This is a genomic window from Streptomyces sp. cf386 (assembly GCF_900103585.1).
GTDB lineage: Bacteria > Actinomycetota > Actinomycetes > Streptomycetales > Streptomycetaceae > Streptomyces.
This window is the reverse complement of record NZ_FNHV01000009.1, coordinates 25,945-50,677: the sequence shown is the minus strand read 5'-3', so window position 1 is coordinate 50,677 and position 24,733 is coordinate 25,945. Positions and strand designations below refer to the sequence as shown.

Sequence of the window (24,733 nt, the reverse complement as noted above, 5' to 3'; positions counted from 1 at the left end):
AGCAGTTCTCGCACTACTCAGAGTTTCAGCAGCTTCCCGAAGAAGTGGAGCCGCACATGGACACGAGCAGACGTACGGTCATGGCCGGAGCCGCGGCGGCGGGGATCACCGCCGCGACCATCGGCACCGCACACGGCACGGGAGGCAACAAGCCGGTGAAGTCGCTCTTCGGCACCCTCGCCGACGGCACGAAGGTCTACAGCTGGTCGCTGGCCAACGGCGGCACGCGGATGAAGGTCCTCTCCTACGGCGGCATCGTGCAGTCGCTGGAGATCCCGGACCGCCGCGGCCGGCTCGCCAACGTCTCCCTGGGCTTCGACAACATCGAGGACTACGTCGCCAAGAGCCCGTACTTCGGCGCCCTGATCGGCCGGTACGGGAACCGCATCGGCAAGGGCCAGTTCAGCATCGACGGCAAGGCCTACCAGGTCAACGTCAACGACGGCGTGCACAGCCTGCACGGCGGCGCCAAGGGCTTCGACAAGCACGTGTGGGACATCGAGCCGTTCACCAAGGGCTCGGACGTCGGCCTGTACCTGTACTACACGTCCGTCGACGGCGAGATGGGCTACCCGGGCACGCTCAAGGTGAAGGTGACGTACACCCTCACCCGGCACGGCGACTGGCGCATCGACTACGAGGCCACCACCGACAAGGCCACGGTCGTCAACCTCACCAGCCACGTGTACTGGAACCTCGCCGGCGAGGGCAGCGGCACGATCGAGAACCACGAGCTGAAGATCGCCGCGTCCCGCTACACCCCCGTCGACTCGGGCCTCATCCCCACCGGTGAGCCGGCCCCCGTCGCGGGCACCCCCTTCGACTTCCGCCGCACCAAGGCGATCGGCGAGGACCTGCGCGAGGCCAACCAGCAGCTGCTGTACGGCAAGGGCATCGACCACAACTGGGTGCTCGACAAGGGCATCTCGCCGCGCCCCGAGTGGATCGCGACCCTGAAGGACCCGTCCTCCGGCCGCACCCTGCGGATGGCGACCACCGAGCCGGGCCTGCAGTTCTACTCCGGCAACTTCCTCGACGGCACCCTCGTCGGCCCGTCCGGCCGCACCTACCGGCAGGGCGACGCTCTGTGCCTGGAGACGCAGCACTTCCCGGACTCGCCGAACAAGCCGGCGTTCCCGTCGACGCTGCTGCGACCCGGGCAGACGTACCGTTCGACGACGGTGCACTCGTTCAGCCGCTGAGGCCCGAGAAGTCTCCTCTGGCGGTTCTTCACAGGTGGCACACAAGTTCTTACCGATTTCTCAGTGGTTGAACAGCGCCACCCCAGCCTCCGTATGTAAGGGCGGCCCGTGCTCCCCCGCGCGGGCCACCCAAGACGACGGGCCCGGTCATCCCCGCCGGGCCCGCCCTCATACGGAGGTTCCATGGCCGACAACGTCACCTCGCTGTTCCGCAGCACCGCGGCACACAGCCCGTCGATGGCGGCGTTGACGCGGGAGGGCGGCGACGGAGCCGGTCCGGTCGACTTCTGTATTCCCTGCAACCCGTACTTCCCGACGCCGGAGATGTTCGCAGACATGGGGGCCCGGCTGCGGGACATCATCACGTACTACCCGAGCAGCGCCGACACGATCACGTCCGAGCTGTGCAGTCTGCTCCAGCTTCCGCCGCAGTGCGTGGCGATGGGCAACGGCTCCACGGAGCTGATCACCTGGATCGACCATCTGATGGTCCGGGAGTCCCTCGCCATCCCCGTCCCCACGTTCGGCCGCTGGACCGACCAGCCGATGGAGACCGGCAAGCGGGTCGACATGTTCCCGCTCCAGGAGTCCAGCGGCTTCGCCCTGGACCTCGCCCAGTACGCCGAGTTCATCCGGGCCAGGGGCACCCGGGTGGCCGTCATCTGCAACCCGAACAACCCCGACGGCGGCTACCTGCACAAGCACGCGCTCGTGCAGTTCATGGACGCGATGGCCGACCTGGACCTCGTCATCATCGACGAGTCCTTCCTGGAGTTCGCCGACGCCGAGCAGGAGCCGTCGGTCGTCCAGGAGGCCATGCTGCGGCCGAACGTCATAGTCCTCCGCTCCCTCGGCAAGAACTTCGGCCTGCACGGCATCCGCTTCGGCTACCTGGTCGCCAACCCGGCGCTCGCGGGCATGGTCCGCTCCATGCTGCCGAAGTGGAACCTCAACGCCTTCGCCGAGCACGTGGTGTTCATGCTCAAGAACCACGGCGCCGAGTACGCGCAGAGCCTCCACCAAGTGCGCCGGGACCGCCTCGACATGGCCAGCCAGCTCTCCGCGCTGCCCGGTCTGACGGTGTACCCGTCCCAGGGCAACTTCCTCTTCGTGCGCCTCCCCGTGGGCGCCGAGGGCACCGTGGTCCGTGACCGGCTGCTCACCGAGCACCGGATCCTGGTCCGCGAGTGCGGCAACAAGATCGGTTCGTCCAGCCGCTTCCTGCGACTCGTGGTGCGCCCCCAGGTGGACGTGCGTCGCCTGGTGTCCGGCCTGGAACAGGTGCTCTACGGGACCAGGAGGGGAGCCGCCGTACCCGAGCTGGGTACAGGGACCAACTACAGCTCGGGTACGGCGGCCGTGGACCGGCTGGTCGGCTCCACCAACGGCGCGGGGATGCCGGGGGTGGCTCAGCAGGCGGCGGCGATGCAGACGACCGGCATGCCCATGCCAGCGCCGGCTCCGGTGATGCCTGCCCCGGCTCCGGTGATGCCCGCCCCGGCTCCGGTGATGCCCGCCCCCGCTCCGGTGGCCCCGGCGGCCGCGATGCCGGCCCCCGCGCCTGCCGCGCCCGCGCCGATGCCGTTCCCGTCGCCGGTGGCGCCCGCTGCGGCGGCGATGCCCGGACCCACCCCGCCGGGGGTACCGGCTCGGGGTGGGCTCACGGCCGCGCAGGTTCGGGGTACGACGGGTCCGGGCCTGACTCCCGCCCCGGCGACCGGGTGGCCCAACAGTCAGAGCTGGCCGAATGCGGCGGGGATGGGGCAGGTGGGGTAGCGCCCTGGGTTGTGGCTGGTCGTGCCCACGCGGCGGAGCCGCATATCAGGCGGGCGTCCGGGTGGATACTAGAGATTGTCGCAGTTCGGGGTGGAACCGACGCCAAAGCCGTAGCGCCACACGCAGCCTTCGACCCAGGAACCGTCGAGGTCGAAATCCGTCTGGTCACCCTTGCCGCTGGCGACGGTCACCTTCGACTGAGTGCCGCCATAGGTGGAGAACTGGACCCGGGCGTCCCTCCCGTCCTTCTTGGTGTCTTCCACGTAACCCTTGACGTCACCGCAGCCGTACCTGAACACGGCCTTGACGCCCGTGTCGGTGAGGGTCTTGTACTTCGGCGCGCAGGCGGCGTTCGCAGCGGGAGCCTCCGCCAGGACCAGCACGGAGCCGGCCAGCCCCAGAGCGGCAGCCAGGGCGAAACCGGCGGACGTGCGAGCCTTGATGAAGTTCATGGTCTTCCTTGGGTGAGATGGCGAGAGTCGGGGCAGCGGCCCGAAGACGGCACAGGAGCGTTTTGAAACGAATGCGCCTGTGCCCGCCTCCGTGAGCGCAGCCCGAGTCTCTCGCCCATCCGCCGCCCGGCGTACCTGCACCTTTTCAGGGTGACAAGCCGCTGCGGCAGATCTCGAAGCCAGTTGAGACGATCTCTAAGCCGGGTTGAGGCGCCACTGTTGGCAGGTGTTGCCCAGCCAGCTCCACTGGCGTACGTCCGCCCCGTCCGCCGTTCCGCAGTTCGCCACGTCGGCCACCTTGCCGGTGGCCTGGTTGACGATCTGGACGTAGTCGCTGTCCGTGGCGATGAAGCGGAAGCGCTGGCAGGTGTTGTTCAGCCAGGACCACTGGCGCAGGTCGGCGCCGTCGGCGGAGGAGCAGTTCTCGGTGTCGAGGACCTTGCCGGTGGCGACGTTGACGAGGCGACTGGTGTCGTCTCCCTGGTCCTCGATCCGCCACTTCTGGTTGGCGCCGCCGCTGCACGTCCACTGCTGGACATTGGCCCCGTCGGCACTCGAACTCCCGGCCACGTCAAGGCACTTGCCGCTGTTGCGGTTGGTGATGGTGTACGTCGTCGCGGCGGCCGACGGCTCACCCGACGGGCCGGCCGCGCTCGCCCCGAGCCGGACCGGCGTACCGAAGTCGGGCGTACCGTCGGAGTTCCAGGTGAACTTCTGCGCCCGCGCCGTACGCCCGTTGTCGCAGCCGTCGCTGGCGCTGTCGTTGGCGTGGTAGACGATCCAGTTCTCGGTGCCGTCGGGGGACGTGAAGAACCCGTTGTGGCCGGGGCCGTAGACGCCGGCGGAGTCGTTGCGCTGGAAGACCGGGGTGGACTTCTTGGTCCAGGAGGAGGCGGACAGCGGATCGGCCCCCGTGAGCGTCAGCTGCCCCAGCTTGTAGTCGGGTGTCCAGCAGCCGCTGCCCGAGTAGATGAGGAAGGTCCGCCCGCCGCGCTGGAGGATCTCCGGGCCCTCGTTGACCGTGCCGTTGCGCTCCCAGTCGTAGGTCGGCGTGGAGACGGTGGAGAAGCCGCTGGCGAGGGTGTAGGGGTTGGACATCCGGGCCGCGACGAGGTTCTGCGTGCCGCCGCCGCTCGCACTGCCGAACAGGTAAAGCTGGCCGTTGATGGTGGCGACCGTCGGGTCCAGCATCCAGGCGGAGTTGAGCTGGTTCCGGTAGGTGTACGGCCCCATCGGGTCGGATCCGGCGCTCTCCAGGACGTGCGTGCGCTGCGTCGGGATGTAGTCGGAGACGTTCTGGCCGGCGACGTAGTACAGGTACCAGCGGCCGTTGATGAAGTGGAGTTCCGGGGCCCAGATGTTGCAGCACCGCGAGGCCGCGTCGCCCTTCCACACCTGGACGCTGGGCGCGGTGGCGAGGCCGGCGAGGGTGGTGGACTTGCGGATGGTGATGACGTCGGTCCAACTCGTCGTCACCAGGTAGTAGTTGCCGTTGTGGTACGAGATCCAGGGGTCGGCCCCCTTCTGTGCCTTGATCGGGTTGGCGAAGGAGGCGGCGCTCGCGGACGGCTGCCCGAGCGACAGGGCCAGCAGCAGGGCCGCCAGCAGGGTCAGTAGGCGACGGGCCATCCGGTGCTCCAGTTCAGTAGGTTGATGCCCAGCTTGGGCGTGCCGTTGTCGTTGCCGTCGTAGTAGTGGTAGACGATCAGGTCCCCGTCGACGTCGTTCGTGATCGACTGGCCGCCGGGGCCGATGACGCTGCCGTGCGACTCCAGGACGGGCGTCCCGCCGTTGTTCATCATCGAGACGCCGTTCTTGTCGACGTACGGCCCGGTGATGCTGGTGGCGCGGCCGACCTTCACCTTGTAGGTGCTGCTGGTGCCGGCGCAGCAGGTGTCGTAGGAGGCGAAGAGGTAGTAGTAGCTGCCCCGCTTGACGATGAAGGGGGCTTCGACGGCCTTGGTGCCGGTCGGGCGGGAGGCGAGCGAGTACCGCGTGGTGTTGGACGACAGCTGCTTCCCCGTGGCGGGGTTGACCTGGATCATCTTGATGCCGGTCCACCAACTGCCGAAGGACAGCCACCACTTGCCGTCGCCGTCGACGAAGAGGTTCGGGTCGATGGCGTTGTAGTCGCTGGAGGAGCTGGAGGTGTAGACCGTGCCCTGATCGGTCCAGCTTCCCGGCTGGCCGGTGGTAGAGGTGGCGAGGCCGATGGCGGACGTGTTGGAGCCGAAGGACGAGACGGAGTAGTACATCAGGTACTTGCCGCCTTGGTACGAGATGTCCGGCGCCCAGGCCTCCGGGACGGAGGAGTACGTCCGCCACCAACTGGGCCGGGAGGAGAAGGCGTCGGCGCCCGCGCTGAAGGCGGTGCGGTCGGACGACGTCTTGTTGGCGATGCCGCCGCCGGTGGCGTAGAGCAGGTACTGCCCGGACGAGGTGCGGATCATCGACGGGTCGTGCGTGACGACGGAGCCGGTGACCCGGCCGGGGTTGGGGTAGGCCGACGCCGAGGACGGGATGAGGGCGAGGAGGACGGCGGCGGGGAGGGCGAGGAGTGCGGTGCGATTGCGGATCGTGGAACTCGTGCGGCTAGTACGGCTCATGGGGCTCGTGCGGCTCATGGGGGACGCTCCTGTTCCGTATACCGAACAACGATCGTCACTTCGGACGGGAACGTAGAATCGAATCACTTGCGCGTCAATGGCCCACACAGCAACAGCCGCGCCGCACACGGGTTGCCCTGCATTACCCATGTCACAGAACAAGCCCAGAGCTCCTGAACGAGCTTGCTGGTACTGGCCGTTCGAAGTTACGTTCCCTCAAGTAGGTTTCGAACGGGGGTTCTTGTGGGTGTCACTCTTCCGAGCTATCTGGACGAGGCCCTTGATCTGATAGGCGTCAACTGGCCGAACGTCGACGAGGACGACTACCGCGAAATGGCCAAGGCCATGCGGGAGTTCGCCGACGACATCGATGACGGCGCCGCCGACGCCCACGCGGCGATCGCCGACCTGATCGGAACCAACGAGGGCCTGGCCGTACAGGCCCTCGAACGCCACTGGAGCAAGGTCAAGGACGTTCACCTGTCCAACCTCGCCGAGGGAGGCCGACTGGCGGCGACCGCGCTCGACGGGGTGGCCGTCCTGATCGAGGGCGCCAAGCTCGCTGCCATCGCGCAACTGGGCATCCTCGCGGCCGAGATCGCGGCGGCGATCGCCGCGGCCCCGGTCACCCTGGGGCTGTCGACGCTGGGCGGCCTGGCCGGAACCCAAGTCACGCGAATCGCGGTCAAACGCATCTTCCAGGAGGTCTGCGAGGAGGTCGCCTCACGGGTGATCGAAGTCGCGATGGGCCCCGTCTACGAGGCTCTCGGATCGATGGCCGGAGACCTGGTGGTCCAGTTGGGCGGCAACGCCCTCGGCGTGCAGAACGGCGTCGACCTGAGCCAGACCGCGAAGGCGGGCAAGGAGGGCCTGAGCGAGGGCGTCGACGCCGCCAAGTCGGGCGGGGCGATGCAGCTGGCCAGTGCGAACGGTCCCAGTGGCGGCATGGGCGATCTGGGCGGAGGGGGAGGTGGAGGCCAGTTCAGCATGGACCTCGCCTCCTACGACCGCGTCGGCAGCCAACTCAAGGGCGCGGGCGGCAAGATCCGCGACGGCGCGGGCGGCAAGCTGTCCCGGGCCAAGTCCTCGCACGGCCGCACCAAGGGCAAGGACCCGATCGCCGACGCCGCCAACGCGATGCTGGACCAGGTCATCGACGGCATCGAAAAGGGCGTCAAGCGGTCCGCCAAGCACCTCGACGAGAACATGACCGGCGGCTTGAGCAAGATGGCCAAGCGCCATCGGTCCAACGACGACGACATCGCGACCGAGTTGCAGAGCATCAGCAAGACGTCACATGGGAACACCCCTGTCTTCCACGTCGACGACGAGGGCAGGGTTACGCGCCTCACCTCTGCAGGACACCAGGATCTGACCGACGAGGACCGGGCACGGCTTGGCCCACTCCGGCTCGACAGTGAAGGATTCGTCGAGGACAGGAAGGCAGTCAATTATGCACTGCCGGAAGTTCGGCATAAGAAGCCGTCACAGCAGGTCGAATTCGGAAGCACCGATCTGTCACAGGCCACGCAGTTGGCACGGCAGGCCAACAGGGACTATGGACAGTATCGAAAAGGAAAATTCAGCAGTCGGAACTATGCTGCAGCGAGATATGGACAACTAGGCGATCAGGACGGATTCATCCTTGTCGGGCGCAGTAAGTTTCCCGGTCAGCATTCAGAGCGACAGGTGGGGATACCTTTTCTAGATGCTGGCGCAACCGACAGAATGACTGAGCTCTATACCGAGCGAGAACCATGCACAACAGGGAGTGGCGCCAGGGACTGCAGCGCATGGATGTCACATCACCTTCCGGACAGCGTGCAAGTTTCCCATACCGTTGAATATGGCGCGACTGAAGATTCGAAGAAACAAGGGAACGCACAGATGGAGCAATACCTCAACGGCCTCAACCCGAAGAAGCGGAGCCACAATTGACCGTACGCCACACGCTCGGCTACTCTGTAAGGTCGCAGGAAAACCTGGCCAAGCAGACAAGAGAGTAAGCATGTCTCGACTCGTCGACCGCGCGATGATGGAATCCGTGTTCCCTCCGGAAAAGATTGTCCGACTCAAGGCAGACAAGCTCCCTTCCGGACTTCATGAGTCCGCCCGCTGGTTCCTCACAGAGGTTGGTCTCCCGCGCCTGAGGAACTCCTGGTTCATGATGGATCCGGGACTGGTTGAAGAAAAATCACCTAACGGACCACGGCTGTGTCGGGAAATCAACCACCTCTCACGCTACAAGAACATGCCGAAGGAGGGTGCTGACTGGATAATTCTCGGGGAGGTTCCCTACGACGGCGTGATTCTGGATCCCGCATCCGGGGCAGTGTACTGCTTGCCAGACAATGACATAACGGTATACATGCTCAACCAGAGCCTCGACTCTTTCGCCTATTTCCTGTACCTACTTGAGACCGAACGCCCGAATTATGATTTCGCGGTATCTGAGGAAATTCCCGACTCGGAGGGTGTCGCTGCGCATCTTCGCGAAAGTATGATCCGCATTGATCCGGTTTCCTTCGAGGGGGTAGAACCCGGCTGGTCGGAGGCGTTCGACTGGGAAGCCGATGATGCGCCGCACATGCCTACCTGGGATCGCGTTCTGCACAATGTCTACGAGTCGCTTTACTAAGGTGCCCAGGCTCGTCGACCGCACGATGATGGAATCAGCATTCCCCTCAATGCGGCTCATGAGAGCGAGCGATGACAGGCTGCCCTCGAACCTCCAGGGGGCCACAAAGTCTTTCCTGACCGGGATCGGGCTCCCCAGGGTCCGGAGTGCCTGGTTTCTCATCGACGTCGGGTTCATCGAAAGCGAGTCACCCGACGGTTTGAGGCTGGGCCGGGAAATCGACCTCACCCCTTTCGAGAACCTTCCGGAGGGTGCGGAAAACTTGATCATCCTTGGAGAGATCCTGTCCGACGCCGTGGTTCTGGACCCCGCCTCCGGAACGCTCTACTGCCTGCCGGACGGCCACCCAGAAGTACGCGTACTGAACCAGAGCCTCGACACTCTCGCTTACTTCCTCTACCTCTTGGAAGTGGAACGCCCCAACTACGACTACGACGTCTCGGGCGACGTTTCCAACTCCGACGGTGCTGCGGTACATCTGCGAGAGCTGATGATCCAGGCCGATCCCGCTCCCTTCGAAGGGGTGGAGCCCGCCTGGTCGGAAACGTTCGACTGGTGGGCCGACGATGCGCCACCCATGCCGACCTGGGAGCGCGTCCTCCACGAAGTCCACGAGTCGATCGGGTGAGCTCGTAATGGCCGGGCAGTTGACACCTCCCATCGACCGGAAAACGGTGGAGACCGAATTCCGCCTGGATGAACTCCTCATGTTTCCCGAGCCTGTGGTGGCGAAAATCCAGCACGGACTGAGCTCGCACTTCCTGCGCCACATCGGATTGGCTTCTTCTCGGGATGATCCCCTATGACGACATCGCCCTGGACGGAGTCACGGGTGTCGTTTACTGCCTTCCGGGGGACGAGTTCCAGATCTACCAAATGAGCGCGATCGATCCGGAGGCTCTGGGAGTGAGCCATTCCCGCTGGCACAACATTCTTGAGTATGTCGCCTATCCCAAGACGCGATGGCCCGCCACACGAAGTTAATGGACAGGTAATGCATCGGCTTGTCAACCGCTCAATGTTGGAATCGGTCTTTCCACCCAGGAGAATCGTCAGAGTGAAGGAGGAAGGCATCCCCGCCTGCCTCCACGAGTCGGCCCGCGCGATCCTGATGGGCGTCGGCCTGCCGGACGACCGGGCTTCCTTTTTCCTGGTTGATGGAGCGCTCTTCGAGGGAGAGACCCCCAACCGGTTTCGCCGATGTGCGGAGCTTCGCTACTCCTCCGACTACGAGAACATGCCGAACGGCTGGGAGAACTGGCTCGTCATCGGGTCGATCTTCTACGACTGTGTGGCCCTGGACCCCGTGTCCGGGATGGTGTACTGCTTACCGGACGGCGAGTACGGGGCACATCCGCTGAACCAGAGTCTCGACTCCTTCGTCTATTTCATCTACCTGCTCGAAGTCGAGCGCCCCAACTATGACTTCACCGTGTCGGACGAGATCCCCGACTCGGAGGGCGTGGCGATGTCCCTGCGGGAGAGGATGGCCCAGGTCGACCCGCTGCCCTTCGAGGGCGTGGAGCCCGCCTGGTCGGAGGGGTTCGACTGGGAGGCCGAGGACGCGCCTCGCATGCCCGCGTGGGATGTTGTTCTCTCGAACGTGTACGAGTCCATTGGTTAGGCGGAGTTACCCATGACAGTCCCCGCAGGCAGCGTCCGGCAGTTCCGGGAGGAGGCTGTTGGTGATGCGGCCGGTGCGGTCCCGAGTGTGCGGCGCCTGGCGGAGGTCTCCGTGCCCGTCCAGGTCGGGCCGTACTTCGCCACCGCCCACGACGACGCTGTACTGCTGCAGGAGTTCGCGGAGTCCGTCGGGCGTACGGTCGTGCGGGAGGAGTGCCTGCAGTGGGCGCGGCTCGGCTTCGACCGGGGGTTCGAGATCTGTGCCGACCCCGAGGGCGTCGTGCACGCCGTACTCCTCGACTGGAACGAGGAGTTGAGGTTCGTGAACGCGGCTCCGGAGGCGTTCGCCGAGTCGCTCGCCGCGCTCGACCGGGCCCTCGCCGTGATCGTCGGCACCGATCAGCCGCGGGAGGCCGCCGCCGCGTACGCCGAGTTGGAGGAACGGTTGCGGGGCATCGACCCGCGGGCGTTCGAGGGGCGCGAGAACTGGTGGCCCCTGGTTCTCGACGACATCAGGGACACCGCGAGTGCGGAGTGGTTCACCGCGTTCGAGATCGTCGACGGGCAGGGCGAGAAGCAGATCGTCACGCAGGCCGGCGACATCGGCGTCCACCCGGAGGAGCGGCTGTGGGCCCGGTTGCGGGCCGCGGGTGTCGCGCCGGAGCAAGTACTGCGGATCCACACCGAGTTGGAGGCCTGCTTCATGCCCGGCCACTATTGCTCGCTGTGGCTCGGGCAGGTCTTCCCCGAGGCGCAGCTCACGCACAACTTCCCCTACGGCGAGACGGCCGACTCCCGTGCCGAGGGCATCCGGCTGCTGCGTGAGGCGGCCGAGCAGCCGCCGCAGTAGGACACCCGGGACGCGAGAAGAGGGGAGCAGCTCACCATGACCGTAGATACCGCCATACCGGACATGGCCGGCTGGCCGCCGCTCGACGACGACAAGCGGGCCTTCGGACAGCAGCTGCTCGCCTGGGCGGCCGACGACAACGGGGCCAGGTCCCGGCTGTTGCTGGTGCGGGGTGCCGAGGGCAGCGGCAAGAGCCATCTGCTCGCCTGGTTCCTCGCCGGGTCCGGGGACGGGGCGGCCGGGCAGTCGCGGACGACCGTCCATGCCAGTGCCCACCCCACCGTCCGTCCCACCGTCCACGCCACCCTCCTGACCGAGGGACTCACCGCCCAGACCTGCGCCTGGGAACTCGGACGCCAGCTCGGCTACGGCCCCCTCTCCCCCGCGCGTCTGCTGGACCGGGTGAGCCGGGACGAGCGGCCGTTGCTGCTGCTCGTGGCCGATCTGCACCGGTCCGGGGCGGGCCCCGCGGATCTGCCGACGGCGGCACCGGCGACCCTGGTCGCCGAGTTGCTGGAGCCCTTGCTGGAACTCCCCCACCTGCGCGCTGCCGTGGAGATCGGCGACTCCGGGCTGCTGCCCGCAGACCAGGCAGACGGTGCCGAGATCATCGACCTGGGCGGCAGCGGCCATGGCAGCCCCGCGAAGCGCTCGTTCGTGGAGCTTGCCGCGACCGTCCCGCGCACACCCGACGGCCGGCCCGACTGGTCCCATGCGCCCGCCCCCGTCCACCGCCACATCCTCGACGCGGCCCTGCGAGCCGACGCCGACGACGAAGGAGCCGCCGTACGAGGCCTGTTGGCCGACCCCGGTTTCCTGGTGCACGGCTCGGCCACCGCGCTCACGGCCGTGCTCGCCGACGCGCGCATCCCGGCCCCCGGTCGCCTCCGCGAGGTATGGCAGCGCGCCGCCCCCGAGCTGACGGCGCATCACGCCGACAGCGCCGAGCGCGCCGCCCTGCTGCACGCCGCCGCCGTGGGTACGGACGCGACCCTGGCCGAGTTCCTGCGCCCCCTCGCCCAACGCCACTGGTGGTCCGCGGTGTGGGCCCGGCCCGATCTCCCGGTCGCCGCGCTGGCACCGGCGCCGGGCGACGACGAACGACACCTGCTGACGGCCGACGTCACAGGGCGGATCCGGACGTACGACATGGACACCGGCACCGCAGCCCCAGCCGCGGCCGCAGCGACCGACTCACCGCCCTCCGCCCGCCCCGTCTCCGTCGCTCCACGCGACGCCCGCGCGATGCTGCTGCTCGACCAGACCGGTGCGCTGCTGCCGCTCGCACCCGAGGACGATCCCATCGCCGGGTTCATGCTCGACCAGATCGCGGAGCACCATGGTTCGGCCGCCCTCGCCGACAACGGATCCCAGGTCACCGCACTCGGCAGCGGCGGCCCGCGGAGCCCGTACGCGATCGTCGGTGACCAAGGCGGCAGCCTCCACACCTGGTCTCTGAGCGAGTATCAGGACACCCCGCACTCCTGCCGCGTGCACGAGCGGCCGGTCACCGCCGCCGCCTGCCTCCATATCGCCGCCGACGACCTAACGCTCACCTTCAGCGCGGCGCTCGACGGCTCGGTACGGCTGTGGGAGACCTCGGGCGATCCCATGCCGGTCCCCGTGGAGCAGCGCGGGTCCCTGGCCACGGCGCTCGCGGCGGCCGACACCTCCGTCGGTCCGGTGCTGGCCGTCGCGTGGAGCGACGCGGAGATCCACCTGTGGCATGTGTTCTCCGGCCGGATGCGCGTCCTGCCGCTGCTGCACCCCTGCGGCGCGCTCGCCCTGACACCCGAGGGGCTGCTCGTCGTCGGAAGTCCCGAGGGGCTGTACGCCGTGCGCTTGCAGCTGGACGGGCTCTGGCCCTAAGCCGGTGGGCCGGCGCCGTTGAGCGACAGCCACCCCGGCAGGTCCACCTCGGCACGGAGGGTCTTCCCGGGCGCCGTCTCCCGGTCCACCACCTCCCACCGGTCGGCCAACGCCTCGACGAGGACGAGGCCTCGGCCGTGTTCGTCCAGGGGGCACGAAGGTCGTACGTCCCCGGGTTTCGGCGGCCAGGTCTCGGCACGGGTGTCGCTGACCTCGATACGGATGCTGCCGGTCGGGAGCGACAGGCGCAGCTCGAAGTCCCGTCCGGGGACGCGGCCGTGGGTGACGGCATTGGCGGCCAGCTCGGCGACGATCACGGCGACGGCACCGGAGGCTCTGCTGCCGTGCGGGATGCCCCAGGCGTGGAGTTGGGTCAGGGCGAGGCGGGCGCCGCGCGGGGTGGCGCTGAGGCGCTGGGTGAACGTACGTACGGTGAGCGGGGGTTGGGGGGTGTGAGGTGCGGGCATGGGCCCAATCTGGCGGCTGCGGGAGGCAGTTCACCAGGTGAGCGGCGCGTACGCTGCGCGAGCGTACGCGGTTACGGACTGGACGGTACGCGTGACCGACCGTGACCATGTGCGCGGGAGGTGGCCGACTGTGGTCGATGGTGCGGTGGGTACGGGTACGGGTGGCGAGCCGGAGTCTTCGGACAGTCTGCGGACGTTCGGGGCGGTCGTCCAGGCTCTGCGGGAGCATGCGGGGCTGAGCCGGGAGGAGTTCGGGAACCTGGTGGGGCTCTCCAAACACACCGTGGCATCGATCGAGCAGGGGCGACGGATGCCGGATCCGAAGTTCGCGGAGCGGACGGAGGCGGCGCTGGGGAATACGGGTGCAGTACGGAACGCGGCCAAGCATCTGGCTCGGCAGCCGGGGTTGGCGGCGTGGTTTCGGCGGTGGGCACTGCTGGAGGCCACGGCGATCACGCTGTACACGTACGAATGCCGGTTGATTCCGGGGTTGTTGCAGACGGAGGCGTACGCTCGGACCCTGTTCACGACTCAGTTGCCGCCGTTGAGCGACGAGCAGATCGAGGCACAGTGGCTCGCGCGGGCGGAACGGCAGGAGCTGTTGCGGGAACGGCCGAACACTGCGTTCGCCTTCGTCCTGGAGGAGCACCTGTTCCGGCGACGCACGGGCGGCGTGGAAGTCACGCGGGAGCTCATCGACCACGTGCTGGAGATCGCCGAACTGCGGAACGTCGAGATTCAGATCATGCCGACGGTACGGGAGACGCACTCGGGGCTCGACGGCCCGATGCAGCTCCTGGAGACCCCGGAGAACAAGTGGTTCGCCTACTGCGAGGGGCAGCGAGGCGGGCTGCTCGTATCCGACCCGAAAGAGGTCAGCGTCCTCCAGAGGCGGTATGTCAGTATGCGTTCACAGGCTCTCACCCCTGAAGACTCCGTGAGCCTGTTGCAGCGGATGCGAGGAGAGCTATGAGCACCAGCGAACTGGCGTGGTTCAAGTCGAGCTACAGCAGTAGCGGTGACGGCGACTGTGTCGAAGTCGCCCTCTCCTGGCGCAAGTCCAGCTACAGCAGTGGCGGCGACGGCGACTGCGTAGAGGTCGCCACCTGCCCCCACACCATCCACGTCCGCGACTCCAAGCACCGCACTGCGGGCCCCCACCTCACCCTCTCCCCCACCACCTGGACGGAGTTCCTCACGCACGTCCGTCCAGCAGGGCCAGCCCCAACGGCGTAACCGAATGCAGCAGCGACGAGTTCGAGGATCCGGGCGCGGGTACGTCCGAGGAGGGCGTTCAAGGAGCGGAGCCCGGACGCGCCGCCGCTCAGCATCGTCTCGTGCGTCATCGGGTAGACCACTACGCACGGCAGCGCCGGATCCCTCAGCAGCGTCGGCTTGCGCCAGCAGAAGTACGACCGGCTCCGCCGGAACGACACCGCGACGCACCGCGTCGCACCCATCTGATTCGCTTCACCCCCGGCGTGAACGCCGGAGCACTGCGAATGAATCCCGGTAGCCGACGGGTGGTGCGAGTCGGAGCAACGGGCGTACGTTTACTGGCAGTTCGCAGCGTAGTCTGCGCCGCCAGCCGCCGAAGACGGCCGCCCCGGTGTCGGTCTGAGCATGTGCATGCTGAGCAGCGCCTCCCACATGGGATCGGACGCCTGTGCCAGCCTGATCTGGGCAAGGTCTGCGTCGGTGAAGTGAATGCGTACCGCCATGTGAGTCATCCCCGTTCGGTCTGCACTCACATGCTGCGGCGTTCCTGGCCTCTTGCCATCCTCAGAAGTCACGGGGTCGCCCGCAGGCGCACAGCGGACGCCCCGCCGCACGACCATGTGCGACGGGGCGCTCAAAGCGCACTCCAGTGGGCGCTCAGGTGGGCTCTCAGCACTCCTCGACGGAGCTCGCCTGGTCCCGGACGGGTGAGGCAAGGTCCAGGGCCTGGCCGTCCAGGATCACCTGGATCTCGTTCTCGTAGTCGGCGTCCCGGTACAAACACCAGTCGTCGCCGGAGATGTTCTTCACCGACCACACATGGTCGTTGAGACCGCCCGCCAGCGCCCCCAGGTTGGACGCGCCGTCCGACAGCGCGTAGTGCGCGCCGCCGCCCTGGGCGTCGTGGTAGATGCAGAACTCGGACGGGTCGCACGACCAGGTGGCCGGGTCCCCGGCCGCCTGCGCGGACGTGGGAATCGCCAGCATGGCGGCGGTGCCGACGAGGGCGGCCAGACCGAGGCCGAGACGACGCTTGCGGAGGGGCATGATGGGCATGAGGTGCTACCCGCAGAACCGAGGAAGTCAGCGCGTGGGCAGGACGAACTCGGGCTGGTCGAGCAGACGCAGCCAACTTCCGTCAGGCTGACGCCGGACGACCTGCGCCCGGGCGCCGGCCCCGTCCTTCGGCGGGGTCGAGGTCAGGGCGGTATCGCCGCTGATCAGCGTCGGCAGCGGTTGTTCCGGCTCGAAGCGGGGACGGTTGGTCAGCACCTTCCCCCACAGCGCACGGATCGCTTCCCGCCCCACCGTCAACTCGCCGGGGGGATAGGCCATCACCGCCTCCTCTTCGTAGAGCGCGGCGACCCCGGCCGCGTCACCGGCGTTGGATCGCTCGACGAACAGGCGGGTGATGTCCTCGGGCCGCATGGCCTTCTCGTACTCCGGCATGGGGTTCCTCCTGGCGTCGGGCTCCGGTACCTCCCAGCGTGGTCACCCCCTGACCAGAAGTCCAACAGATGGAATTACTGGAAGCTAGAATCCACAGTTATGGAGCTCAGGCAGCTGGAATACTTCGTCGCGGTCGCCGAAGAGCGGAACTTCACCCGGGCGGCAGAGCGGGTGCACATCAGCCAGTCCGGCGTCAGCGCTCAGATCCGCCAGTTGGAACGGGAACTCGGTACCGAGCTGTTCGACCGGTCGGCGCGCACCGCCACCCTGACCCTTGCAGGAAAGGCCGCGCTCGAACACGCGCGCGCCGCACTCGCCGCAGCCGGGGCGGTCGGCCAGGCAGTGGGTGAGGTGACCGACCTGATCCGGGGCCGGCTCACGGTCGGCATGGTCATCGGCTGCACCGTCACATCCCTCTTCGACGCCCTCGCCGCGTTCCACCGGGCGCATCCCGGTGTTGAGATCTCACTGCTGGAGGACAACTCCGACCTGCTCGTCGAGCGGGTGCGCGCAGGCACCATCGACCTGGCTCTCGTCGGGACCGCAACCGCCACCCCCGACGGGCTGGAGGCGCTGACAATCATCAGCGAGCGGCTCGTCGCAGCAGTTCCGGCCGGACACCCCTTGGCGAAACAGCGGCGGGTCACTCTGGGCGACCTGGCCACCCACCCAATCGTGTGCATGCCCCCCGGCACCGGCCTGCGCACGGTATTCGACCTCGCCTGCACCGCACAGAGCCTCCAACCCTCGATCGCCCTGCAAGCCAGTGCCGCGGACGCCATTGCCGACCTCGCCGCCCGCGGGCTCGGCGTCGCCATCCTCAGCACCTCGATGGCCGCAAGCTACGGCGACCGGCTCACGGCCCGCACCATCGAGGACATCGAAACACCGGCATTGCTCGCTCTGATCTGGAAGAGCACGCACAACCCCGCGGTGCGCGAGCTGCTCGTGCACAGTCGACGAGCATTCACCGAGCCCAACCCGACCCCGTGACAGCCGACGCCGACCGTCAGTTGCCGGTGAGACGCCAAAGTGACGTGACCTCCGCGGCACGGGCGGCGTGCAGGGGATCAGCGGTGTCCCTCGCTCGTGGGTGCCGCGGCCTGGTGTCGATTCTGTCCACCACGCGCAGGCCCGCCGCTTCGATGCCGGCCAGCAGTTCGCCGCGCGTCCGGAGTCCGAGGTGCTCGGCCAGGTCCGACAGGATGAGCCATCCTTCACCTCCCGGTTCGAGATGGGCGGTGAGTCCGTCCAGGAAGGTGCGGAGCATGCTGCCGCCCGAGTCGTAGACGCCTTGCTCCACGGCGGAGGTGGGCCGGGCCGGAATCCAGGGCGGGTTGCAGACGACGAGGTCCGCGCGCCCGTCCGGGAAGAGGCCGGGACCCACGATGTCGATGCGTCCGGTGAGGCTCAGTCGGCGGACGTTGTCGCGTGCGCAGACCAGGGCACGCGGGCTGATGTCGGTGGCCACGATGTGGTCGATCCCCCGGCGGGCCAGGACGGCTGCGAGCACCCCCGTCCCCGTTCCGAGGTCGAACGCGGTGCGGCGGCGACCTGCGTGTCGGCCTGCGGGCGCGGGGAGTGGTGCGTGTGCGACGAGGTCGACGTATTCGCCCCTGACCGGGGAGAACACTCCGTAGTGCGGGTGCAGGCGAGCGTCGAGGGCCGGTACCTCCACGCCCTTCGATCGCCACTGATGCGCTCCGGTCACGCCCAGCAGTTCCGTGAGCGAGACAGCCATCGGTCCGGACGGCGGACCGTATGCCTCGGTGCACGCCTGGCGCACATCGGGGGCTCTGCGCAGGTTCAGGCCGTAGTTGTCCTCCAGCAGAACGAGGAGCCTGCCCAGCACTCGGGCCCGGTGGCCGCGGGCCCGGCGATGCAGGCGGAAGGAGTCCGCCGGGCTGTCGCCTGGCCGAGGAGGCTTCCGGTCGATGCGGCGGCCCATCGCTCGCAGCAGTTGACGTGCGTTGTGGAAGTCGCCCCGCCACAGCAAGGCGGTGCCTTCGCAGACCAGACGGTAGGCGGTGTCGGCCTTCATACGGTCGTCCGCGCCGATGACCCGGCCGGGAGGCGGCGTTGCGCTCTCGGAATGCCAGTGGGCGGAACGGGGGGTGTTCGTCTCGGTCCAGTGGATGGTGGACACCGTGGACACATGTACTCCTCGGGATCGAACGTGCGGGGGCACGAAGAGCACTTCGACGAGGAGCAGGCCGAACGGCCCGTGCTGCGGCACGGGCACGCATGTCAGGGCAGGTGGGGCTACGGCTCCCGCGTCGAAGCGCGCGAGGAGACGTCGCCGAGAACCAAGCCGACGACCATGCCGACAACCATGCCTGGGGTCATGACCAGCCTTTCAGACAGATGCCATCAAGAGGGTCGCACAGCTGCGTACTGGTCGCGCACCCACTGCCCACCAACCTCCCTGACCAACAAGTAACTTGACGGATGCTCACTTTGCCCAACTGACAGCCCATCAACAGCATCCCTCCCTACGGTGCCGTGTCCATGACAGACACTTCAGAAGGCACAGCACAGGCAACCCCCACCCCGATCAGGCGCCGCACCGTACTGATCGCCACCGGCGCCACGGCCGCCACCCTCGCCGTCGCCGCCGCCGCGCCTGAAGCCCCCACAGCCGAGGCGGCCGACACGGCCACCGTCGCCGCCGCGGCCGTCTGCACGCTCACGAAGGAGATGACCGAAGGTCCCTACTACCTCGACGGACAGCTCGTCCGCGCCGACATCAGCGAGGACAAGACGGGCTTCCCGCTGGAGCTGACCCTCACCGTCGTCGACGACGACACCTGCGCTCCCCTCGGCAACGCCCTCGTCGAGATCTGGCACGCCGACGCCCTCGGCGAGTACTCCGGCTTCGTCGGCAACAACGGCCACGACGAACCCGACAACGGCACCTTCCTGCGCGGCGGCGTCCTCACCGGCTCCAACGGCGTTGCCAAGATCACCACCGTCTACCCGGGGTGGTACAGAGGCCGTTGCATCCACATCCACATCAAGGTGCACACGGACGTCACCCTGACCGACGACGGCTCCTTCGAGGGCGGTCAGGAACTCCACACCGGGCAGCTCTTCTTCGACGAGGCGATCACGACGCGGGTCGCCGCGCTGTCGCCGTACTCGGCCAACACGGTCACCCGCACCACCCTCGCCCAGGACTCGATCTACGACGATGGAGGCGCCGCGTCCGGCCTGCTCACGCTCACCGCGCTGGGCAGTTCACCGTCCGCCGGCTACGCGGGGACGCTGACGCTGGGGGTGGAGAACTGAGGGGTGGAGAACTGATCTGACACCGGACAGATCCAACGCCGACGAGCGCCAAGACAGGCCGCGCCCGCTGCCATCCAGCGGGCGCGGCCCGACGCATGCGCCCCGCGACGCATGCGCCCCGCGCGGAGGGGCTACTTGCCCGGGCACTCCTTCCACGCGATGTGGTAGATCGTGCTGATGTCCCCGTCCGTCGAGTCCATCGTCATGAAGCTGACCTTGTCCGGCGAGGACGTGCCGGCGTTGACCCGCAGCTCGGTGTTGATGTTGAAGTTGCGCTGAACCCCGCAGGGCGCCCAGACCAGTTGGGCCCAGTCGGTCTCGTCGGTGGCCTGCCAGTTGTCGTTGAGGGGGCCGCTGAAGGGGTGGTTGCGGAACTGCGTGTTCGGGGAGCCCTGGAAGTAGTACGAGGCTCGCTGGATGGCGCTCGATCCGGGCTGGAGGGCGGCGAAGCCGCGGTAGTCGGCGCTGGCGATGGCGTAGGTGAAGCCGCCAGGGACGTGCACGATCAGGCTGAGCTGGCAGTTCTTGCGGAACGCCGTGGGGTCGGAGTTGCCGCCGACCTGGGCGAGGTAGTCGCTGTAGGTGACCGTGAAGGCGGTGTTGTCCTCCGAGACGGCGACCGCCGTGGTGCCCTGCGGGCAGCCGGAGCCGTTCACCGTGGCGACCTTGATGACGATCTTGTCCGGCGGCGGGTCGTCGAACGCGCCGGACGGGGACGGAGCCGCCTGCGCGGGCAATGCCGCGGTGAGCAGAGCGGCCAGCGCGCCGCCGCTCAGCAGGAATCTCAGGAGTCCACGTGCCATGGATCTCTCCCTGGGGTTGGGGGGTGGCTGTGCCTCGATCCGTTCGGCCTCGCCTCGTTGAATCTTTGAAGAAAGAGTGAGGTTTCTGTGAAGGTCGGAGGCGTTGGAATCGTAGGGAGCCCCATGAGGGTCGGCCAGGGTGAACTCCAGCCATTTACAACCGAGTTGAGGGATCCATCCCCAGGTCATTCACAGCCGCACATTAAGCCGTTCCTCAGATAGGCCCCTAATTTCCTTCACATGACGGGAAACACAGAGCACCACTCGGAACACAGTGAGCAACAACCGAGCCGGCACCGCAGGGACCCGGGCGTCCGGCGTCGGCGCGTCCTGATCGGCGGCGGCGCCGTCGCAGCGGTGGGCGGCCTGGCGGTCGCCGGCCTCGCGTCGGCCGACACCGCGACCTCGGAGAGCGGCACGTCGACCACCGCCGCGACGGAGGCCTCCACCTCCGCCACGGACGGCGTCTGCGTCCTCAACGCCGAGGTCACCGAGGGTCCGTACTCCCTCGAAGGTGCCCTCGTACGCGAGGACATCCGGGAGGACAAGGAGGGCTTCGAGGTCCAGTACACCTTCACCGTCGTCGACGTCTCCAACGACTGCGCACCGCTCGGAGGCGCCCTGCTGGAGATCTGGCACTGCGACCACCTCGGAGAGTACTCCGGCTTCGTCGGCGGCAACGGCCACGAGGAGGAGGACAACGGCACGTTCCTGCGCGGCGGTCAGATGACCGACGACAGCGGCCAGTGCAGCATCACGTCCATCTGGCCGGGGCACTACGTCTCACGCGCGGTCCACGTCCATATGCGGGTGCACACGGACGTGACGCTCACCGACGACTCGTACACAGGCGGCGAGATCATTCACACCGGGCAGCTCTTCTTCGACCAGGACATCAACACCGAGATCCAGGCGACCTCGCCGTATACGGCGAACACGACCCGCGAGACCCTGCTGGAGGACGACGGCATCTACGACGACGGCGGCGCGTCCTCCGGCCTGCTGACCCTGACCGCGCTCGGCGACAGCGTCTCGGACGGCTACAAGGCGACCTTGACAGTGGGCGTCAGCACCGACTGACACCGATCGGTCAAGCCCCCGGATCGATCGGTCAGGTGCTGACGGGCTGCCGCTCCTCGGCGGACTCGGTCCCGGCCGCCTTCCCCTCCTTCAGGTGGGCGCGGATCGAGTACGTCAGGGCGGCGGCCCACAGCGCGTACAGGGCGACGTACACCACGGCGGACGTGGCCCCCGACGCCGCGATCCAGTCGCTCTTCAGCAGCGTGCGGACGTTGGTGACGAGGATGACGCCGCCGACCGCCGAGCCCAGGACCCGCGGCGGCAGGATGCGCACCAGCCACGCGGCGATCGGCGCGGCGACCAGCCCGCCGAGGAGGAAGGCGGCGACCCACGTGAAGTCGATGCCCTGCGAGCCCAGCGAGAAGAGGAAACCGAGGCTCGCGGCGACCGCGACCAGGAACTCGCTGGTGTCGATCGAGCCGATGACCTTGCGCGGCTCCATCCGCCCGGAGGCGAGCAGGGCGGGCGTACCGACGGGCCCCCAGCCCCCGCCGCCGGTCGCGTCGAGGAAGCCGGCGACCAGGCCGAGCGGGGTCAGGAAGCGGCGCCGCAGGGGCAGGCCCATCCGGTCCTTGGGCAGGCCGCGGAAGGTGAACCGGGACATGACGTACACACCGAGGCCCAGCAGGATCAGGGACATCAGCGGTGCGGCCACGTCGGTCGACAGCTTCGACAGGACGGTCGCGCCGAGGAAGGAACCGATCGCGCCCGGCACGCCGATCTTCCCGACCACCTTCCAGTCGACGTTCCCGAACCGCCAGTGCGAGGCGCCCGACATCAGCGTCGTACCGATCTCGGCGAGGTGCACCGTGGCCGAGGCGGCGGCCGGGTTGGTGCCCATGGCCAGCAGCAGCGTCGTCGACGTGACGCCGTAGGCCATACCGAGGCTGCCGTCCACGAGCTGGGCTCCCAGGCCCGCGAGGGCGAGCAGTATCAGCGTGCGCATGCGGCCGGTCCCGTCTTTCCGAGGTTTCCTACCGGGTTGGTAGGGATGGCTGGACGGGACCGGACTCTAGGGCATCAAACTGAGGGCGGGCTGAGAGTGTCCGAATACAGAGACGCGCGTCTCAGGGATGCGCGTCTCAGACAAGCGCGTCTCAGACAAGCGCGTCTCTGATCCAGAACCCCTCAGCCCAGCCGGATCACATTCCAGGACAGCGGTTCCAGTACGGCGGTGAGGCGGCCGTCCTTCAGCGCCGTGCCCTCGACCGGGTGCGGGGTGACGCGCTCGGGGTCGTCGAGGGTGTTCCGCGCGTCCGGGTCGGCGTCCGCGAGAGCGCTGTGCTCGACGACCTCCGTCAGGTCCAGCCCGCTCAGGGCGACTTCGAGCGGGAGGGCCTCGGTACGGCTGCGGTTGACCGCGAAGACGGTGACCGTGCCGTCCTCGGCACGCACGGCCGTGGCGTGCAGCAGATCGGCCTCGCCGTACTTCTTCGTCTCGTACGTCGGGGAGTCCACCCGGACGTCCAGGACCTCGCCGCGGCCGTACTGGGACGCCTGCGCGAAGGGGAAGAACGTCGTCTGCCGCCAGGCCGGGCCGCCCGGCTCGGTCATGATCGGGGCGATGACGTTGACGAGCTGCGCGAGGCAGGCGACGGTGACGCGGTCGGCGTGCCGGAGGAGGGCGATGAGGAGCGAGCCGAAGACGACGGCGTCGGTGAGGCTGTAGTTGTCCTCCAGCAGGCGCGGCGCCTCCGGCCAGTCCTCCAGCGTCTTGGCGTGCGCCTCCCACTCCGGCAGGTACCAGACGTTCCACTCGTCGAAGGAGAGGTTGATCTTCTTCTTCGACTTCAGCCGGGCGCCCACGTGGTCCGCGGTCGCGACCACGTTCTCGATGAAGGACTCCATGTCGACGGCCGAGGCGAGGAAGGAGTCGATGTCACCGTCCTCCGGCCAGTAGTAGGCGTGGAGAGACACGTAGTCGACGAGGTCGTACGTCTCCTTGAGGACCGTCGCCTCCCACTCGGCGAAGGTCGGCATGGACTGGCTGGAGGAGCCACAGGCGACCAGTTCGACCTTCGGGTCCATCTGGCGCATCGCGCGGGCCGTCTCGGCGGCGATACGGCCGTACTCCTCGGCCGTCTTGTGGCCGGTCTGCCAGGGGCCGTCCATCTCGTTGCCGAGGCACCAGAGCTTGATGCCGAAGGGGTCCTTGTCTCCGTGGGAGACACGGAGGTCGGAGAGGGCCGTGCCTTCGGCGTGGTTGGCGTATTCCTGGAGTTCGAGCGCTTCCGCCACGCCTCGGGTGCCGAGGTTGATGGCCATCATGGGCTCGGCCTGGGGGCCGACCTTGCGGAGGAAGTCGATGTACTCGGAGAGGCCGAAGCGGTTGGACTCCGTCGAGTGCCAGGCGAGGTCGAGGCGGCGGGGGCGGTCCTCCGCGGGGCCTACCGAGTCCTCCCACTTGTAGCCCGAGACGAAGTTGCCGCCGGGGTAGCGGATGGCTGTCACGCCGAGTTCGCGGACCAGGTTCAGGACGTCCTGCCGCAGGCCTTTCTCGTCGGCTGTGGGGTGGTCGGGTTCGAAGATGCCGGTGTAGACGCAGCGGCCGAGGTGTTCTACGAAGCTGCCGAAGAGGCGGGGGTTGACTTCGCCGATGGTGAAGGCGGGGTCGAGGGTGAAGCGGGCCGTGTTGTGCATGGTCGCCTTTCCAGAGGGGTGGTTCTTGTTTCGTCGGCGGCTGCGGGCTTGGGGGGGGCTGGTCGCGCAGTTCCCCGCGCCCCTAAGGGACGTATGGCCAGCCGTCTCTTTGCCAGTTCAGTTTGTTCAGGCCCAGCTTGGGCGTGCCCTCGTCCTCCGCGTCGTAGTAGTGACAGGCCAGCCAGTCCTGGCCCTTCGCCCGGAACACCGACTGGCCGCCCGTGCCGATGTACCGGCCGTGGCCTGCCAGAAGCAGGTCTCCCCGCCCTCCAGCATCGGCTTGCCCTCGCTGTCCGCGTACGGGCCGGTCACCGACGTCGATCTGCCCACCCTGATCTTGTACGTCGAGTTCACGCCCGCGCAGCAGGCGTCGTACGACGCGAAGAGGTAGTAGTGGCGGCCGTGCTTGACGATGTACGGGCCCTCGACCGCGTACGGGGCGTCCGGGCGGGTCGCAAGGTGATGGACCGGGGCTTTCTCCAGCGCCTTGCCCGTTCTCGGGTTCAGTTCGACCATGCGGATGCCCGTCCAGTACGAGCCGAAGGACATCCAGAGCCTGCCGTCGGCCTGGATGAGCGCGGGGTCGATGGCGTTCCAGGTGTCGGTCGTCTCCGACGCGAACACCTTGCCGTGGTCCGTCCAGGTGCCGGGGAGGCTGGACGGGGAGGTGGCGACGCCGATCGCCTCCTGGCTGGTACCCCAGGAGGAGACGGCGGCCGCGTAGTAGAGCCATTGGCGTCCTCGCCCGCCCGGGAGCTGACGATTTCGGCCT

The 24,733-nt window shown here is 67.8% G+C and carries 23 protein-coding genes and 1 pseudogene; 13 read left to right on the top strand and 11 right to left on the bottom strand.

Translation table 11 applies throughout. The features are described from left to right. Positions 1-56 precede the first annotated feature (56 nt). Together BLU79_RS23400 and BLU79_RS23395 are read left to right on the top strand one after the other, a co-directional pair. On the top strand, positions 57-1,202 hold the full coding sequence (locus BLU79_RS23400; RefSeq protein ID WP_093907834.1) for an aldose epimerase family protein: 1,146 nt from the start codon (positions 57-59) through the stop codon (positions 1,200-1,202). 183 nt (positions 1,203-1,385) lie between these two features. Next, positions 1,386-2,978: a pyridoxal phosphate-dependent aminotransferase gene (locus BLU79_RS23395; RefSeq protein WP_093907833.1), complete on the top strand. Its 1,593-nt coding sequence runs from the start codon at positions 1,386-1,388 to the stop codon at positions 2,976-2,978. 68 nt (positions 2,979-3,046) lie between these two features. Here the strand turns inward: BLU79_RS23395 and BLU79_RS23390 are convergent, their stop codons facing one another. The 3 genes from BLU79_RS23390 to BLU79_RS23380 form a co-directional block, all read right to left on the bottom strand. Continuing rightward, positions 3,047-3,430 (bottom strand): hypothetical protein, encoded by a 384-nt coding sequence (locus BLU79_RS23390; RefSeq protein ID WP_093907832.1) that lies wholly within the window; start codon positions 3,428-3,430, stop codon positions 3,047-3,049. Between the two features lie 195 nt (positions 3,431-3,625). Continuing rightward, on the bottom strand, positions 3,626-5,059 hold the full coding sequence (locus BLU79_RS23385; protein ID WP_093907831.1) for a family 43 glycosylhydrolase: 1,434 nt from the start codon (positions 5,057-5,059) through the stop codon (positions 3,626-3,628). Beyond that, complete coding sequence (locus BLU79_RS23380; protein ID WP_093907830.1) at positions 5,041-6,036, bottom strand: arabinan endo-1,5-alpha-L-arabinosidase; 996 nt, start codon at positions 6,034-6,036, stop codon at positions 5,041-5,043. The genes BLU79_RS23385 and BLU79_RS23380 overlap by 19 nt, the downstream gene beginning before the upstream one ends. 243 nt (positions 6,037-6,279) lie before the next feature. Here BLU79_RS23380 and BLU79_RS23375 point away from each other — a divergent pair, with 243 nt between their 5' ends. From BLU79_RS23375 to BLU79_RS23345, 6 genes are all read left to right on the top strand, one after another. Then, a complete protein-coding gene (locus BLU79_RS23375; RefSeq protein WP_093907829.1) occupies positions 6,280-7,974 on the top strand; it encodes a nucleic acid/nucleotide deaminase domain-containing protein in 1,695 nt (564 codons plus the stop codon). A gap of 70 nt (positions 7,975-8,044) precedes the next feature. Further along, entirely contained in the window at positions 8,045-8,674 is a 630-nt protein-coding gene (locus BLU79_RS23370) for an SUKH-4 family immunity protein (protein WP_093907828.1), read from the top strand. A gap of 1 nt (position 8,675) precedes the next feature. Next, a complete protein-coding gene (locus tag BLU79_RS23365; protein WP_093907827.1) occupies positions 8,676-9,302 on the top strand; it encodes an SUKH-4 family immunity protein in 627 nt (208 codons plus the stop codon). Between the two features lie 312 nt (positions 9,303-9,614). After that, the gene (locus tag BLU79_RS23355; protein ID WP_371131914.1) at positions 9,615-10,298 is read left to right on the top strand and encodes an SUKH-4 family immunity protein; all 684 of its coding nucleotides are present in this window, start codon (positions 9,615-9,617) and stop codon (positions 10,296-10,298) included. 12 nt (positions 10,299-10,310) lie between these two features. Beyond that, positions 10,311-11,147, top strand: a complete 837-nt coding sequence (locus BLU79_RS23350) for a nucleic acid/nucleotide deaminase domain-containing protein (RefSeq protein WP_093907825.1) — start codon at positions 10,311-10,313, stop codon at positions 11,145-11,147. A gap of 36 nt (positions 11,148-11,183) precedes the next feature. Further along, positions 11,184-13,016, top strand: a complete 1,833-nt coding sequence (locus BLU79_RS23345; RefSeq protein WP_093907824.1) for an AAA family ATPase — start codon at positions 11,184-11,186, stop codon at positions 13,014-13,016. Here the strand turns inward: BLU79_RS23345 and BLU79_RS23340 are convergent. Continuing rightward, positions 13,013-13,483 (bottom strand): ATP-binding protein, encoded by a 471-nt coding sequence (locus BLU79_RS23340; protein ID WP_093907823.1) that lies wholly within the window; start codon positions 13,481-13,483, stop codon positions 13,013-13,015. The genes BLU79_RS23345 and BLU79_RS23340 overlap by 4 nt on opposite strands. A gap of 130 nt (positions 13,484-13,613) precedes the next feature. On the opposite strand from BLU79_RS23340, the gene BLU79_RS23335 reads away from it, so the two are divergent. Beyond that, a complete protein-coding gene (locus BLU79_RS23335; protein WP_093908118.1) occupies positions 13,614-14,456 on the top strand; it encodes a helix-turn-helix domain-containing protein in 843 nt (280 codons plus the stop codon). After that, positions 14,453-14,719, top strand: a complete 267-nt coding sequence (locus BLU79_RS23330) for a DUF397 domain-containing protein (RefSeq protein WP_093907822.1) — start codon at positions 14,453-14,455, stop codon at positions 14,717-14,719. Before BLU79_RS23335 ends, BLU79_RS23330 begins: the two co-directional genes overlap by 4 nt. 651 nt (positions 14,720-15,370) lie before the next feature. On the opposite strand, the gene BLU79_RS23325 is transcribed toward BLU79_RS23330, so the two are convergent. Together BLU79_RS23325 and BLU79_RS23320 are read right to left on the bottom strand one after the other, a co-directional pair. Next, the gene (locus tag BLU79_RS23325; RefSeq protein ID WP_177001146.1) at positions 15,371-15,748 is read right to left on the bottom strand and encodes a peptidase inhibitor family I36 protein; all 378 of its coding nucleotides are present in this window, start codon (positions 15,746-15,748) and stop codon (positions 15,371-15,373) included. 36 nt (positions 15,749-15,784) lie between these two features. After that, positions 15,785-16,150 (bottom strand): YybH family protein, encoded by a 366-nt coding sequence (locus tag BLU79_RS23320; protein ID WP_093907820.1) that lies wholly within the window; start codon positions 16,148-16,150, stop codon positions 15,785-15,787. Between the two features lie 99 nt (positions 16,151-16,249). On the opposite strand from BLU79_RS23320, the gene BLU79_RS23315 reads away from it, so the two are divergent. Beyond that, positions 16,250-17,143, top strand: coding sequence for a LysR family transcriptional regulator (locus tag BLU79_RS23315; protein ID WP_093907819.1), 894 nt, complete (start codon positions 16,250-16,252; stop codon positions 17,141-17,143). A 16-nt stretch (positions 17,144-17,159) separates the two neighbouring features. Here the strand turns inward: BLU79_RS23315 and BLU79_RS23310 are convergent, their stop codons facing one another. Beyond that, complete coding sequence (locus BLU79_RS23310; RefSeq protein WP_371131913.1) at positions 17,160-18,305, bottom strand: methyltransferase; 1,146 nt, start codon at positions 18,303-18,305, stop codon at positions 17,160-17,162. A gap of 353 nt (positions 18,306-18,658) precedes the next feature. On the opposite strand from BLU79_RS23310, the gene BLU79_RS23305 reads away from it, so the two are divergent. Next, entirely contained in the window at positions 18,659-19,438 is a 780-nt protein-coding gene (locus tag BLU79_RS23305) for an intradiol ring-cleavage dioxygenase (RefSeq protein ID WP_093907818.1), read from the top strand. Positions 19,439-19,569: 131 nt separating this feature from the next. On the opposite strand, the gene BLU79_RS23300 is transcribed toward BLU79_RS23305, so the two are convergent. Continuing rightward, positions 19,570-20,241: a DUF4360 domain-containing protein gene (locus tag BLU79_RS23300; RefSeq protein WP_093907817.1), complete on the bottom strand. Its 672-nt coding sequence runs from the start codon at positions 20,239-20,241 to the stop codon at positions 19,570-19,572. A gap of 240 nt (positions 20,242-20,481) precedes the next feature. On the opposite strand from BLU79_RS23300, the gene BLU79_RS23295 reads away from it, so the two are divergent. After that, positions 20,482-21,321, top strand: coding sequence for an intradiol ring-cleavage dioxygenase (locus tag BLU79_RS23295; RefSeq protein WP_093907816.1), 840 nt, complete (start codon positions 20,482-20,484; stop codon positions 21,319-21,321). Between the two features lie 31 nt (positions 21,322-21,352). Here the strand turns inward: BLU79_RS23295 and BLU79_RS23290 are convergent, their stop codons facing one another. From BLU79_RS23290 to BLU79_RS23280, 3 genes and pseudogenes are all read right to left on the bottom strand, one after another. Then, positions 21,353-22,267 carry a sulfite exporter TauE/SafE family protein gene (locus BLU79_RS23290; protein ID WP_093907815.1) on the bottom strand — a complete coding sequence of 305 codons (915 nt, stop codon included), beginning with the start codon at positions 22,265-22,267 and terminating at the stop codon, positions 21,353-21,355. Positions 22,268-22,449: 182 nt separating this feature from the next. Then, on the bottom strand, positions 22,450-23,961 hold the full coding sequence (locus BLU79_RS23285) for an arabinosylfuranosidase ArfA (RefSeq protein ID WP_093907814.1): 1,512 nt from the start codon (positions 23,959-23,961) through the stop codon (positions 22,450-22,452). Between the two features lie 82 nt (positions 23,962-24,043). After that, a pseudogene (locus tag BLU79_RS23280) lies at positions 24,044-24,702 on the bottom strand (arabinan endo-1,5-alpha-L-arabinosidase); the annotation flags it as partial. Positions 24,703-24,733 lie beyond the last annotated feature (31 nt).

Excerpts from the sequence above, each read along its gene's own strand:
- BLU79_RS23400 (WP_093907834.1), top strand. The coding sequence starts at position 57 with ATGGACACGAGCAGACGTACGGTCATGGCCGGAGCCGCGGCGGCGGGG.
- BLU79_RS23395 (WP_093907833.1), top strand. The coding sequence starts at position 1,386 with ATGGCCGACAACGTCACCTCGCTGTTCCGCAGCACCGCGGCACACAGC.
- BLU79_RS23390 (WP_093907832.1), bottom strand. The coding sequence starts at position 3,430 with ATGAACTTCATCAAGGCTCGCACGTCCGCCGGTTTCGCCCTGGCTGCC.
- BLU79_RS23385 (WP_093907831.1), bottom strand. The coding sequence starts at position 5,059 with ATGGCCCGTCGCCTACTGACCCTGCTGGCGGCCCTGCTGCTGGCCCTG.
- BLU79_RS23380 (WP_093907830.1), bottom strand. The coding sequence starts at position 6,036 with ATGAGCCGTACTAGCCGCACGAGTTCCACGATCCGCAATCGCACCGCA.
- BLU79_RS23370 (WP_093907828.1), top strand. The coding sequence starts at position 8,045 with ATGTCTCGACTCGTCGACCGCGCGATGATGGAATCCGTGTTCCCTCCG.
- BLU79_RS23355 (WP_371131914.1), top strand. The coding sequence starts at position 9,615 with ATGTCGCCTATCCCAAGACGCGATGGCCCGCCACACGAAGTTAATGGA.
- BLU79_RS23350 (WP_093907825.1), top strand. The coding sequence starts at position 10,311 with ATGACAGTCCCCGCAGGCAGCGTCCGGCAGTTCCGGGAGGAGGCTGTT.
- BLU79_RS23345 (WP_093907824.1), top strand. The coding sequence starts at position 11,184 with ATGACCGTAGATACCGCCATACCGGACATGGCCGGCTGGCCGCCGCTC.
- BLU79_RS23340 (WP_093907823.1), bottom strand. The coding sequence starts at position 13,483 with ATGCCCGCACCTCACACCCCCCAACCCCCGCTCACCGTACGTACGTTC.
- BLU79_RS23330 (WP_093907822.1), top strand. The coding sequence starts at position 14,453 with ATGAGCACCAGCGAACTGGCGTGGTTCAAGTCGAGCTACAGCAGTAGC.
- BLU79_RS23325 (WP_177001146.1), bottom strand. The coding sequence starts at position 15,748 with ATGCCCCTCCGCAAGCGTCGTCTCGGCCTCGGTCTGGCCGCCCTCGTC.
- BLU79_RS23320 (WP_093907820.1), bottom strand. The coding sequence starts at position 16,150 with ATGCCGGAGTACGAGAAGGCCATGCGGCCCGAGGACATCACCCGCCTG.
- BLU79_RS23315 (WP_093907819.1), top strand. The coding sequence starts at position 16,250 with ATGGAGCTCAGGCAGCTGGAATACTTCGTCGCGGTCGCCGAAGAGCGG.
- BLU79_RS23305 (WP_093907818.1), top strand. The coding sequence starts at position 18,659 with ATGACAGACACTTCAGAAGGCACAGCACAGGCAACCCCCACCCCGATC.
- BLU79_RS23300 (WP_093907817.1), bottom strand. The coding sequence starts at position 20,241 with ATGGCACGTGGACTCCTGAGATTCCTGCTGAGCGGCGGCGCGCTGGCC.
- BLU79_RS23295 (WP_093907816.1), top strand. The coding sequence starts at position 20,482 with ATGACGGGAAACACAGAGCACCACTCGGAACACAGTGAGCAACAACCG.
- BLU79_RS23290 (WP_093907815.1), bottom strand. The coding sequence starts at position 22,267 with ATGCGCACGCTGATACTGCTCGCCCTCGCGGGCCTGGGAGCCCAGCTC.
- BLU79_RS23285 (WP_093907814.1), bottom strand. The coding sequence starts at position 23,961 with ATGCACAACACGGCCCGCTTCACCCTCGACCCCGCCTTCACCATCGGC.